The sequence below is a fragment of the Streptomyces sp. NPDC058086 genome (genome assembly GCF_042885015.1).
Classification (GTDB): Bacteria; Actinomycetota; Actinomycetes; order Streptomycetales; family Streptomycetaceae; genus Streptomyces.
Map to the genome: position 1 here is coordinate 41,313 of NZ_JBHVST010000080.1, position 12,003 is coordinate 53,315.

Annotated in this window: 10 protein-coding genes; 4 read left to right on the top strand and 6 right to left on the bottom strand. The window is 71.7% G+C overall.

All coding sequences use genetic code 11. From position 1 onward, the window contains the following. Nucleotides 1-4: 4 nt before the first annotated feature. Nucleotides 5-955, bottom strand: coding sequence for a deoxyribose-phosphate aldolase (deoC, locus tag ACFVWD_RS41370; protein ID WP_054233759.1), 951 nt, complete (start codon nucleotides 953-955; stop codon nucleotides 5-7). A gap of 322 nt (nucleotides 956-1,277) precedes the next feature. Between deoC and ACFVWD_RS41375 the strand changes: the two genes are divergently transcribed. Next, complete coding sequence (locus ACFVWD_RS41375) at nucleotides 1,278-1,919, top strand: PH domain-containing protein (RefSeq protein ID WP_389603103.1); 642 nt, start codon at nucleotides 1,278-1,280, stop codon at nucleotides 1,917-1,919. Between the two features lie 85 nt (nucleotides 1,920-2,004). Here ACFVWD_RS41375 and ACFVWD_RS41380 read toward each other — a convergent pair whose 3' ends face one another. From ACFVWD_RS41380 to ACFVWD_RS41395, 4 genes are all read right to left on the bottom strand, one after another. Next, entirely contained in the window at nucleotides 2,005-3,249 is a 1,245-nt protein-coding gene (locus tag ACFVWD_RS41380) for a hypothetical protein (protein WP_389603104.1), read from the bottom strand. A 174-nt stretch (nucleotides 3,250-3,423) separates the two neighbouring features. Next, complete coding sequence (locus tag ACFVWD_RS41385; protein WP_389603105.1) at nucleotides 3,424-5,055, bottom strand: phospho-sugar mutase; 1,632 nt, start codon at nucleotides 5,053-5,055, stop codon at nucleotides 3,424-3,426. Nucleotides 5,056-5,449: 394 nt separating this feature from the next. Further along, the gene (locus tag ACFVWD_RS41390) at nucleotides 5,450-6,274 is read right to left on the bottom strand and encodes a purine-nucleoside phosphorylase (protein WP_060896436.1); all 825 of its coding nucleotides are present in this window, start codon (nucleotides 6,272-6,274) and stop codon (nucleotides 5,450-5,452) included. 164 nt (nucleotides 6,275-6,438) lie between these two features. Beyond that, complete coding sequence (locus ACFVWD_RS41395; RefSeq protein ID WP_075028313.1) at nucleotides 6,439-6,876, bottom strand: gamma-glutamylcyclotransferase; 438 nt, start codon at nucleotides 6,874-6,876, stop codon at nucleotides 6,439-6,441. Nucleotides 6,877-7,019: 143 nt separating this feature from the next. Here ACFVWD_RS41395 and ACFVWD_RS41400 point away from each other — a divergent pair, with 143 nt between their 5' ends. From ACFVWD_RS41400 to ACFVWD_RS41410, 3 genes are all read left to right on the top strand, one after another. Further along, nucleotides 7,020-8,468, top strand: a complete 1,449-nt coding sequence (locus ACFVWD_RS41400; RefSeq protein WP_389603106.1) for an NAD(P)H-quinone dehydrogenase — start codon at nucleotides 7,020-7,022, stop codon at nucleotides 8,466-8,468. 167 nt (nucleotides 8,469-8,635) lie between these two features. After that, nucleotides 8,636-9,598, top strand: coding sequence for a DeoR/GlpR family DNA-binding transcription regulator (locus ACFVWD_RS41405; RefSeq protein WP_389603107.1), 963 nt, complete (start codon nucleotides 8,636-8,638; stop codon nucleotides 9,596-9,598). Nucleotides 9,599-9,838: 240 nt separating this feature from the next. Next, on the top strand, nucleotides 9,839-11,005 hold the full coding sequence (locus tag ACFVWD_RS41410) for an AI-2E family transporter (RefSeq protein ID WP_389603108.1): 1,167 nt from the start codon (nucleotides 9,839-9,841) through the stop codon (nucleotides 11,003-11,005). Nucleotides 11,006-11,157: 152 nt separating this feature from the next. Here ACFVWD_RS41410 and ACFVWD_RS41415 read toward each other — a convergent pair. Then, nucleotides 11,158-12,003: biotin/lipoyl-containing protein (locus ACFVWD_RS41415; protein WP_389603109.1), on the bottom strand; the 846-nt coding region annotated here is incomplete at its 5' end.

The following is a 12,003-nucleotide window of genomic DNA, read 5'->3' on the forward strand; positions in this document are numbered from 1 at the left end:
GTGATCAGTCCACCGTCACGTAGTCGGGGCCGGAGTAGCGGCCGGTGGCCAGCTTCTGACGCTGCATCAGCAGGTCGTTCAGGAGCGAGGACGCACCGAAGCGGAACCAGTGGTTGTCCAGCCAGTCCGCGCCCGCGGTCTCGTTCACCAGGACCAGGAACTTGATGGCGTCCTTGGTGGTGCGGATGCCGCCGGCGGGCTTCACGCCGACCTGGACGCCGGTCTGGGCGCGGAAGTCGCGGACCGCCTCCAGCATGAGAAGCGTGTTCGCCGGGGTCGCGTTGACGGCGACCTTGCCGGTCGAGGTCTTGATGAAGTCCGCGCCGGCCAGCATGCCGAGCCAGCTCGCGCGGCGGATGTTGTCGTACGTCGAGAGCTCGCCGGTCTCGAAGATGACCTTCAGGCGGGCGCTGGTCCCGCAGGCCTCCTTCACGGCGGTGATCTCGTCGTACACCTTCATGTACTTGCCCGCGAGGAACGCCCCGCGGTCGATGACCATGTCGATCTCGTCGGCACCGGCGGCGACCGCGTCGCGTACGTCGGCGAGCTTCACGTCGAGGGCTGCGCGGCCGGCCGGGAAGGCGGTGGCGACCGAGGCGACCTTCACGCCGGAGCCGGCGACGGCGTCCTTGGCGGTGGCCACCATGTCGGGGTACACGCAGACGGCCGCGGTGGTGGGCGTCGTACGGTCCGTGGGGTCGGGGTGGACCGCCTTGGCGCCGAGCGCCCGGACCTTGCCCGGGGTGTCCGCGCCTTCCAGCGTCGTCAGGTCGACCATCGAGATGGCGAGGTCGATGGCGTACGCCTTCGCGGTCGTCTTGATGGAACGGGTGCCGAGCGAGGCGGCGCGAGCCTCCAGGCCGACCGTGTCGACGCCGGGGAGCCCGTGGAGGAAGCGGCGCAGCGTGCTGTCTGACGCGGTTACGTCGCCGAGTGCGGGTGCAGTGGTGGGCATGGTCACGAGCTGAGCATATCTACGCGCGTAGCGGCTGTACAGCCCTGGGGGTGGGTGTGGGGGAGTGCGCACCGGGCGAGTCTCGCCCCGCCGCCCGTGCCCTCCCCCAAGCTCTCGGCTTCGCTCGAGCAGGCGCCGGGCGAGCCGTGGTTCTCGGGGGCACGGGGAACTGCGCGGACGGCCCCCACTCGCCCGCAGCCGAGCGACCAGGAGTGGCCGGGGGATTCGCGGCGGAGCCCCTCGGACGCCTGGCACTAACGAAGCGGCGGCGTGGGGCGGGGGTGACGGAAGTGTTCAGGGGGCGTCGGGCAGAATCGGGGGCATGACGACCCCGGATGACCAGCCACCCGTGCCGGACGCCTCGCGACCCGAGTCGCAGGACCGGATCTACCGGTCACACGCCGGTATCGCGGGCGGCGTACTGCTGCTCGCCATCACGGGCTGGCTCGGCATCGACGCGCTGGTCTCCGGCCACGGCCGCACCCCCTGGCTGGCACTCGCCGCGCTGATCCTCCTGGTTCCGCTGGTGGCCGCCTTCACCCTGCGCCCCGCGGTCTACGCCAACGAGGACCGACTGCGCGTCCGTAACCCGTTCCGTGTCGTCGTGCTGCCCTGGAGCAAGGTCGCCTCACTGCGCTCCGGGTACTCCAACGAGGTGGTCGACACCGAGGGCACCAAGTTCCAGCTCTGGGCGATCCCCGTCTCCCTGCGTGCCCGCAAGTCCGCGGCCCGACGGCAGGCGCGCAGCGCCGCCGCCGACAGCAGCGGCCGCACCTCCTCGGTGGCGAGCGGGCCCACCCGTTCGCAGGCCGACCAGGTCATGGACGACCTGCGCGAACTCGCCGAGGCCCGGGCGGCCACGGAGGGCGCGCAGGGCGAGGTGAGCGTGCGGTGGGCGTACGAGGTCATGGGTCCCGCGCTCGCGGGGGCCGTGGTCCTGGTGATCCTGCTGGCGGTGGGGTAGCCACCCCGGCTGCCGCACGCAGGCCCCGTATCAGCCCTCGGCTCGTCATGGCTCGGCTCGGCTCGGCTCGGCTCGTCCCGGCCTGTCACGGCGCGCTCGGCCACACCAGCGCCATGTACGCGCTCCAGTACGCCGAACCCAGCAGCGCCGCGGTCAGGGTGAGGGCCCGGAAGCGGGGTGAGGCGCGGGACAGGTGGAGGGCCAGCGGGAGCAGGAGCGGGAAGCCGGGCAGGAGGAAGCGGGCGCGGGGGAAGTAGACGCCGCCGCTGCCCAGCACGATCAGCAGCAGGACGCCGGTGAAGACCAGCAGGGGGAGCGGCTGCCGGTCCCAGGCGCCCAGGGCGAAGAGGACCACGGACACGATCAGTGTGAGCGTCACCATCACCAGGAACAGCTCCGGCGTGGAGTCGTTCGCCAGGACCTCCCGCACACGGCGCAGGGTCTCCGCGCCGCCGTCCCAGTCGTTGTGCCACAGCCGCTGTACGGCGAAGTAGCCGTCCCATCGGCCCAGGCGCACGCCCACCCAGCCGACGTACGCGAGCCAGCCCGCCGGGGCGAGGGCCGCGGCCGCGAGGACGCGCGGCGAGAAGCGGTCCCGCAGGGAGAGCAGGGCTGTGACGGTGACCGCGGCCGCCGCCGCGATCCCCGTCGGGCGGGTCAGGCCCGACAGCGACGCCAGGGTGCCCGCCCAGAGCCAGCGGCCGGTGAGCACCGCGTACAGCGACCAGGCCGCGAACGCCGTGAAGAGGGACTCCGTGTAGCCCATCCACTGGACCAGGCCGACCGGGAGAGCCGCCCACAGGAAGGTCAGCAGCAGGGCCACGCGCCGGCCGTGGAGATGGTGGCCGACGGCGAAGACTCCCCACGCGGCGACGAAGGAGGCGGCGATCGAGATCGCCACGCCCGTCGTGGCGCGCGTACCCGGGGTCAGGACCGCGGCCGCCTTGACCAGGAACGGGTACATCGGGAAGAACGCGAGGTTGTTCGCGTCGTACCGGGTGCCCAGGTGATGGGTGTAACCGTGCTGGGCGATGCCCAGGTACCAGTCCGCGTCCCACTGCGTGGCCAGGATCGGCCACAGGCCGTGGTGTTGATGGTGCGCCCACTGGGCGAGGAACAGCAGACTCACGAGGCGTACGGCCCCGTAGGCGAGGAGGGCGGGGGCCGCCCGGCGCAGATGGGTGCGGAGGGCGCACAGAGTGCCTGTGCTCGCATTCGTGCCCGTACTCGTGCCCGCAACCGTGCCCGTACTTGCGTTCGGGTTCGCGGGGAATTCGCCGGGAGCGTTCCGGGGTGGGGAGGATGTCGGCCGGGAAGCGGTCGAGGACACGCGGCAGCTCCTGGGGCTCGGCGGTGCGCTACCGCCAACCGTTCCTCGGTCGGATGGTGGCGCACCGGAGCGCTGCGTCAACTGCCGGGCGGAAATCACCCGTAAGTGGCTGAGTCCTGGACCTGGGCCCTCGCGGAGGCGTGGGATCCGAGGCGCGGGATCCGAGGCGTGGGATCAGATGCCGGCCGCCGCCGACAGGTCCCGCTTGATCCCCGCGAGCAGCTCGGCGGCCTTCGCGTGAGCCGTGGGCAGCCCGGCGTGCGAGCCGACCGGGACCACGACCTCCAGGTAGCACTTCAGCTTCGGCTCGGTGCCGCTGGGGCGGACGATGACGCGGGCGCCGTCCAGCGTGTAGCGCAGCCCGTCGGTCGGCGGAAGCGTGTCCGTGCCCTTCGTCAGGTCCTCGGACCTGGTGATGGGCAGGCCCGCCAGCTCCGTCGGGGGCTGCTGGCGCAGCCGGTCCATCGCGTTCGCGATGACCGACAGGTCCTCCACGCGGACGGAGAGCTGGTCGGTGGCGTGCAGACCGTGCTCCACGGCGATGTCGTCGAGGAGATCGAGGAGGGTGCGGCTCTCCTCCTTCAGCTCGGAGGCGAGTTCCGTGATGAGCAGGGCCGCCGTGATGCCGTCCTTGTCGCGTACGCCGTCCGGGTCGACGCAGTAACCGAGCGCCTCCTCGTAGCCGTAGCGCAGGCCGCCCACCCGGGCGATCCACTTGAAGCCGGTGAGGGTCTCCTCGTAGGGGAGGCCCGCCTTCTCGGCGATCCGGCCGAGGAGGGAGGAGGAGACGATCGACTCCGCGAAGGTGCCGCGCGCGCCGCGGTTCACCAGGTGCTGGGCGAGCAGCGCGCCGACCTCGTCGCCGCGCAGCATCCGCCAGTCGGCACCGTCGCCGACGGCCACCGCGCAACGGTCCGCGTCCGGGTCGTTGGCGATGATCAGGTCGGGGCCGGTCTCGCGGGCCTTCGCGAAGGCCAGGTCCATCGCGCCGGGCTCTTCCGGGTTGGGGAAGGCGACGGTGGGGAAGTCGGGGTCCGGCTCCGCCTGCTCGGCGACGAGCGCGGGCTCCGGGAAGCCGGCCCGGGCGAAGGCGGCGAGCAGGACGTCCTTGCCGACGCCGTGCATCGCCGTGTAGACGGTGCGGGCGGTGCGGGGGGAGCCCTGGGCGAGGACGGCGTCCGTACGGGCCAGGTAGGCGTTCAGGACGCCCTCGTCGAGGGTCTCCCAGCCGGAGTCCGGGCGGGGGACGTCGGCGAGGCTGCTGACAGCGGCGATCTCGGCGGCGATGTCGGCGTCCGCCGGGGGGACGATCTGCGAACCGTCGCCCAGGTAGACCTTGTAGCCGTTGTCGCGGGGCGGGTTGTGGCTGGCGGTGACCTCCACGCCGGCCGCGGCGCCGAGGTGCCGTATGGCGTACGCCAGGACGGGGGTCGGCAGGGGGCGGGGGAGGACGGCGGCGCGCAGGCCCGCGCCCGTCATCACCGCGGCGGTGTCGCGGGCGAAGTCGGCTGACTTGTGGCGGGCGTCGTAGCCGATGACGACGAGGCCGTCCGTCTCGCCCTGCTTCTTGAGGTACGCGGCCAGGCCGGCGGCGGCGCGGATGACCACCGCGCGGTTCATGCGCATCGGGCCCGCGCCGAGTTCGCCCCGGAGGCCGGCGGTGCCGAACTGGAGGGTGCCGCTGAAGCGTGCGGTGAGCTCGGGGACGTCCTTGGCGGCGATGAGCTCGGCGAGTTCCTCGCGGGTTTCCGGGTCGGGGTCCTCGGCGAGCCACGTCTCGGCCCGTGCGATGAGTTCGTCCTGCACGTCGGGTGAACCTCTCTGTTTGTGCTGCCCTTGGTGTGTACCCGGCCAGGGGTGCCTTCTCTCGCCCCCGCCGCCCCTACCCGTCCCATCCCTGGAGGCTGCGCCCCCAGCCCCCGGGTGCGACGGTCGGCTGCGGGTGGGTGGGGGTTGCTCGCGCAGTTCCTCGCGCCCCTGGGGGCGGGGCTGCGCCCCGAATCCCCGGTCTTGTGTGGTGCTTCGGCTGCCGGCCGGTGGGGGCTGGTCGCGCAGTTCCCCGCGCCCCTACAGGGGCGCTGCGCGCACCCTCCAGCCCGTCCGGCGTTTGAGGACGAGGCCCTTCAGGCCGATGGGGGTCTGGGGGCGGAGCCCCCAGGTCGAGGATGGGACGGGTAGGGGCGGCGGGGGCGATGAGCCCCTACAGGCGGTCCAGGACCTGGGTGAGGAGGGCGCCCATGCGGGTTGCGGAGTCGCGGCCCGCCTGGAGCACCTCCTCGTGGTTGAGGGGCTCGCCCGTCATACCGGCGGCGAGGTTGGTGACGAGGGAGATGCCGAGAACCTCCGCACCGGCCTCACGCGCGGCGATCGCTTCGAGAACCGTCGACATGCCGACAAGGTCCGCGCCGAGGACACGGGCCATCCGGATCTCGGCCGGCGTCTCGTAGTGCGGCCCGGTGAACTGCGCGTAGACGCCCTCCTCCAGGGTGGGGTCGACCTCCTTGCAGAGGGCGCGCAGCCGCGGCGAGTACAGGTCGGTGAGGTCGACGAAGTTCGCCCCGACGATCGGGGACGTCGCCGTCAGGTTGATGTGGTCGCTGATCAGCACCGGCTGGCCGGGGCGCATGTCCGCACGCAGACCACCGCAGCCGTTGGTGAGCACGATGGTCTTGCAGCCCGCGGCGACGGCGGTACGCACGCCGTGCGCGACGGCGGCGACCCCGCGGCCCTCGTAGTAGTGGGTGCGGCCGAGGAAGACCAGGGCCCGCTTGTCACCGACCTTGTACGAGCGGATCTTGCCGCCGTGCCCCTCGACCGCCGGCGGGGGGAACCCGGGCAGCTCGGTGACCTGGAACTCGGCCTCGGGGGTGCCGAGGGCGTCCACGGCCGGAGCCCAGCCGGAGCCCATCACGAGCGCGACGTCGTGGGTCTCGGCGCCCGTGAGCTCCCGCAGGCGGGTGGCGGCGGCGTCGGCGGCGGCGTGGGGGTCGCCCTGGATGTCGTCCGGAAGAAGAGATGCGTTCACGCGCATGAGGGTAGCCGGTCCAGGCCTACGCGCGTAGATGACAGAGGTCACGGTCTTGCGATCGTTGTCTTGTTGTTTCCGACGAAGGGGTGGGAACGGGGTGGACCGGCGTTTCCCACGAGGGGTGTCGTCGGCAGGGGCGCTCGGGGCGCGGGCAGGGCCCCTCAGCAGGGACGCTTGCGCAGCTCCATCACATAGTCGTGGGGCGCGCCCGCAGACTCCGCCGCGTCGGCGATCTCACCGAGGTAGCGCGCGGAGGGGAGTCCGCCCTCGTACCCGTTCAGTACGTACACCCACGCGGGTTCCTCGCCCTCCAGCGTGTGCACCCGTACGCGCATCCGGCGATATATGTCGAGGCCCACGCCCTCCCAGCGGTCCATGGAGTCCTCGTCCAGGGGGGCGATGTCGTACAGCGCCACGAAGACCTGCGAGCGGGGGGCCTCGACGAGGGTCGCCAGCGCGCCTTCCCAGCCCATGTGCTCGCCCCCGAACGTCAGCCGCCAGCCGTTCAGCCAGCCCGTGGCGCGCAGCGGCGAGTGCGGGGCGCGGCGCGTCATGAGCCGCGGGTCGAGATTGCCGGCGTACGCGGCGTAGAGCGACATGAGGTCGAGGGTACGGCAGGGAACACAGGAGCCTCTTGCGTAACAGAACGCATAAGCGCATAACGGATGAGCGCATAACGGAAGGGGCTCGGATACGGGCGGGCGCGGCCCCCGGGCGGAAGCATCTTGAAGCGTGCGGGACAATGGAGTACGTGACTCGGATCGTGATCATCGGTGGCGGACCCGGCGGATATGAGGCGGCGCTGGTTGCCGCCCAGCTCGGCGCGGAGGTGACCGTCGTCGACTGCGACGGTCTGGGCGGGGCGTCGGTGCTCACCGACTGCGTGCCGTCGAAGACCCTTATCGCGACGGCCGAGGTGATGACCACCTTCGACTCGTCGTACGAGGAGCTGGGGATCATCGTCGCCGACGACACCCCACCTATGGAGCAGGCGGCCCGGGTCGTCGGTGTCGACCTCGGGAAGGTCAACCGGCGTGTGAAGCGGCTCGCGCTCGCGCAGTCGCACGACATCACGGCCTCCGTGACGCGGGCCGGCGCGCGCGTGCTGCGCGGGCGTGGACGACTGGAGGGCATGCAGGCCCTGGACGGTTCGCGCAAGGTCGTCGTACGGGCCGTGGACGGGACCGAGGAGACGCTTGTCGCCGACGCGGTGCTGATCGCCACCGGCGGGCATCCGCGTGAGCTGCCCGACGCGCAGCCGGACGGCGAGCGGATTCTGAACTGGACCCAGGTCTACGACCTCGACGAGCTCCCGGAGGAGCTCATCGTCGTCGGTTCCGGTGTCACCGGTGCCGAGTTCGCCGGCGCCTACCAGGCGCTCGGGTCGCGCGTCACGCTCGTCTCCAGCCGCGACCGCGTGCTGCCGGGCGAGGACCCGGACGCCGCCGCCGTGCTGGAGGACGTGTTCCGGCGCCGTGGCATGAACGTCATGGCCCGCTCCCGCGCCGAGTCCGCCAAGCGGGTCGGCGACCGGGTCGAGGTCACGCTCTCCGACGGCCGGGTCATCAGCGGCTCGCACTGTCTGATGGCCGTCGGCGCCATCCCGAACAGCAGCGGAATGGGTCTGGAGGAGGCCGGGGTCCGGGTCAGGGACTCCGGGCACATCTGGACCGACAAGGTCTCCAGGACCACCGCCCCGGGCGTGTACGCCGCCGGTGACGTGACCGGCGTCTTCGCCCTCGCCTCCGTCGCGGCGATGCAGGGACGTATCGCCATGTACCACTTCCTGGGCGACGCGGTCGCTCCGCTGAACCTGAAGACGGTCTCGTCCAACGTCTTCACCGACCCCGAGATCGCCACTGTCGGCTACACGCAGGCCGACGTGGACGCGGGCAAGATCGACGCCCGGGTCGTCAAGCTGCCCCTGCTGCGCAACCCGCGCGCCAAGATGCAGGGCATCAGGGACGGCTTCGTCAAGATCTTCTGCCGCCCCGGCACCGGGATCATCGTCGGTGGCGTGGTCGTCGCGCCACGCGCCTCGGAACTGATCCATCCCATCTCGATCGCGGTCGACAACAATCTGACGGTCGAACAGATCGCGAACGCGTTCACCGTGTACCCCTCCCTTTCGGGCTCGATCGCCGAGGTCGCACGGCAGTTGCACACCCGCAAGGCGGGTGACGGAGGCTGACGTCCCACCCCGACTTCCCGCTGGTCACGGGGAGTTGTCGACCATTCGTACGGCATAGGCGGAGCGGGTAGGCGCGTATACCACTTCACGTACTGCCATGCGAACAACTTCTGTTATTCGGCGCAAACTGCTGAAAGCAGACGGTCGTTGGGGTTACTGTCAGTTTCGTGTTCGCTGCAGAACGTCGCCAATTGATCCTCGAAATGGTGCGAGCGAACGGGGCCGTGTCGCTCCGTGAGCTCGCCCGCGTCGTCCAGACCTCCGAAGTGACCGTACGGCGGGACGTGCGCGCACTGGAGGCAGAAGGACTCCTCGACCGCCGGCATGGCGGTGCGGTATTGCCGGGCGGGTTCACGCGGGAGTCCGGCTTTCCGCAGAAATCGCATCTCGCGACCGCCGAGAAGACGGCTATCGCCGATCTCGCCGCGGGTCTCGTCGAAGAGGGCGAGGCCATCGTGGTGGGCGCGGGCACCACGACGCAGGAGCTGGCTCGCCGGCTCGCGCGGGTCCCCGGGCTGACCGTCGTCACCAACTCCCTGCTGGTGGCGCAGGCGCTGGCCCATGCCAACCGCGTCGAGGTCGTGATGACCGGCGGCACCCTGCGCGGTTCCAACTACGCCCTGGTCGGCAGCGGTGCCGAGCAGTCCCTCCAGGGGCTGCGGGTCTCGCGGGCCTTCCTCTCCGGCAGTGGGCTCACCGCCGAGCGCGGCCTGTCCACCTCCAACATGCTGTCGGCGTCCGTCGACCGCGCGCTGGTGCAGGCCGCCGGGGAGGTCGTCGTCCTCGCCGACCACACCAAGCTCGGCACCGACACCATGTTCCAGACCGTGCCGACCGATCTGATCACCCGCCTGGTCACGGACGAGCCGCCCACGCACGACGACCGCGCGGTCACCGAACTGCAGGCCCTGGCCGACCAGGGCGTACAGATCGCGGTGGCCGGGCAGGCGGGCGGCGGTGCGGGAGGGGATACGGTCCCGACGGGGCGCCAGCCGCGCCGGGACATGCCCCTCCCCGGTCCGCGCCGCGGCCAGGTGCCGGGTGCGGGACCGCAGTTGCGCAGCGCCACCGTCCTGGGGGAGCAGTCCCCGGGAGAGCGGGCGCGAGTGGCGGATTTGCGCCGCCGCTGACCGACTCGACCGGCGTGCACCCCCATGGGCCGTATGGCGTACGCCGGGCGCCCTCCACTCGGCCGTCCCCCGGCCGCGATACGGGGAAGCGGCGCAGCTCACGGCACACGAGTACGGTTTGTCCGTATGTGCCCCGGCTTGCGACGGCTCCTTGTCCACCCGCAACCTGTCCCTGACACGGCGACGGGAGGCGGTGACGTACAGGTGAACGACGGATCGCGCCGTTCGCACCAGCGACGGATGCGGTACGTCGTCCTGGGGAGCCGGCCCGCCCGCGGAGCGGGGGCGGTCGCACGGGCCCGTACGGCGGGGACGGCGATCCGGCGTGCCGCGGAGCGCGACGACGTGCCGGTGAACCAGGGGCTGCGGGTGGCCGCGGCGTACGCATGGCGGCTGCTGGTGCTCGGGGTGGCCGTGTACGCGGCCTTCAAGGTTCTGGGCCGGTTGCAGCTCGTCGCCGTGGCGCTGTTCCTCGCACTGGTGGTCACCTCGGTGCTGCGTCCCCTGGCCGATCTGCTGGCGCGGCGCATGCCCCGGCCCCTGGCCGTCGTGGTGAGCGTGATGGGCAGCCTGGTGCTGATACTCGGGCTGCTGGCGCTGGTCGGCAGCCTGGTCGCGGGCGAGTCGGACCAGTTGGGGCAGGAGTTCGCCGGGGGTATCGGGCGGATCCAGCGGTGGCTGGAGGGCCCTCCCTTCCGTGTCCGCCACACCGTGCTGTCGAACCTTCAGGGCAAGGTGACGACGTACGTCAAGGAGCACCGCTCCACACTGATCAGCAGCGCGCTCAGCGGTGCCGGGCGGGCGGTGGAGGTGCTGACCGGAGCGGTGCTCGCGCTGTTCTGCTCGCTGTTCTTCATCCACTCCGGGGACAGGTTCTGGCACTGGTTCCAGGGCCTGCTGCCCGAGAGCGCCCGGGATCCCTGGAGCCGCGCGGGACGGGTCGCGTGGCGGACCTTCGCCGGGTACACCCGCGGCATCATCATCGTGGCCGCCACCAACGCCGTACTGGTCGGGATCGCCCTGTTCGCGCTGCGCGTGCCGCTGGCCCTGCCGCTGACCCTGCTGGAGTTCTTCGCCGCCTTCATCCCGCTGTTGGGCTCGCCCATCGCGCTGGCCGTGGCCACGGTCGTCGCGCTGGCCTCACGGGGGCCGGTCATCGCGCTCGTGGTGCTCGCCCTGATCGTGGTCGTCGGCCAGATCGAGGGCCATGTCCTGCACCCGCTCGTGCTGAGCTGGGCGGTCCGGCTGCACCCGGTGGTCGTGGCCCTGTCCGTCATCTCGGGCGGCATCCTCGCCGGTGTGATCGGCGCGGTCGTGGCCGTCCCGATGGTGTCGGTGGCCTGGTCCGTGATCAGCGAGATGCGGGCCCGGCCCGAGCCGGACCATCCCGGCCGCTCACCCGGCTGAGGCGACGAATTCCGCGGCCCGCCACCGGGAGGGACGGTCCGCGGGTCGCCGCCGGGGAAGAGGATCCCCGGCCCGTCACCAAAAACGCCGAAGCGCCCGTCGGACCGATTGCTCGGTCCGACGGGCGCTTTGGATGTCGTACGACGGTGTCGTCAGTCCTTGATCTCGCAGATCGCGGCGCCGGAGGTGATGGACGCGCCGACCTCCGCGCTCAGGCCCTTGATGGTGCCGGAGCGGTGGGCGTTGAGGGGCTGTTCCATCTTCATGGCCTCCAGGACGACGACGAGGTCGCCCTCCTTGACCTCCTGGCCCTCCTCGACCGCGACCTTGACGATCGTGCCCTGCATGGGCGAGGCGAGCGTGTCGCCGGAGGCGACCGGGCCGGACTTCTTGGCGGCGCGGCGCTTGGGCTTGGCGCCGGCGGCGAGGCCGGTGCGGGCCAGTGACATGCCCAGCGAGGACGGCAGCGAGACCTCCAGGCGCTTGCCACCGACCTCGACGACCACCGTCTCGCGGCCCGGCTCCTCGTCGGTCTCGGTGTCCGCGGGAGCCGTGAACGCGGGGATCTCGTTGGCGAACTCGGTCTCGATCCAGCGGGTGTGGACCGTGAACGGGTCGGCGGAGCCGGTCAGTTCGGGGGCGAACGCCGGGTCCTGGACCACCGCGCGGTGGAACGGGATGGCGGTCGCCATGCCCTCGACCTGGAACTCCTCCAGGGCGCGGGCGGCGCGCTGGAGCGCCTGCTCGCGGGTGGCGCCGGTGACGATCAGCTTGGCGAGCAGGGAGTCCCAGGCCGGGCCGATGACACTGCCGGACTCGACGCCCGCGTCCAGGCGCACGCCCGGACCCGACGGCGGGGCGAACAGCGTCACCGTGCCGGGGGCGGGCAGGAAGTTGCGTCCCGGGTCTTCGCCGTTGATGCGGAACTCGAAGGAGTGGCCGCGCAGGACGGGGTCGCCGTAGCCGAGTGCTTCGCCGTCGGCGATGCGGAACATCTC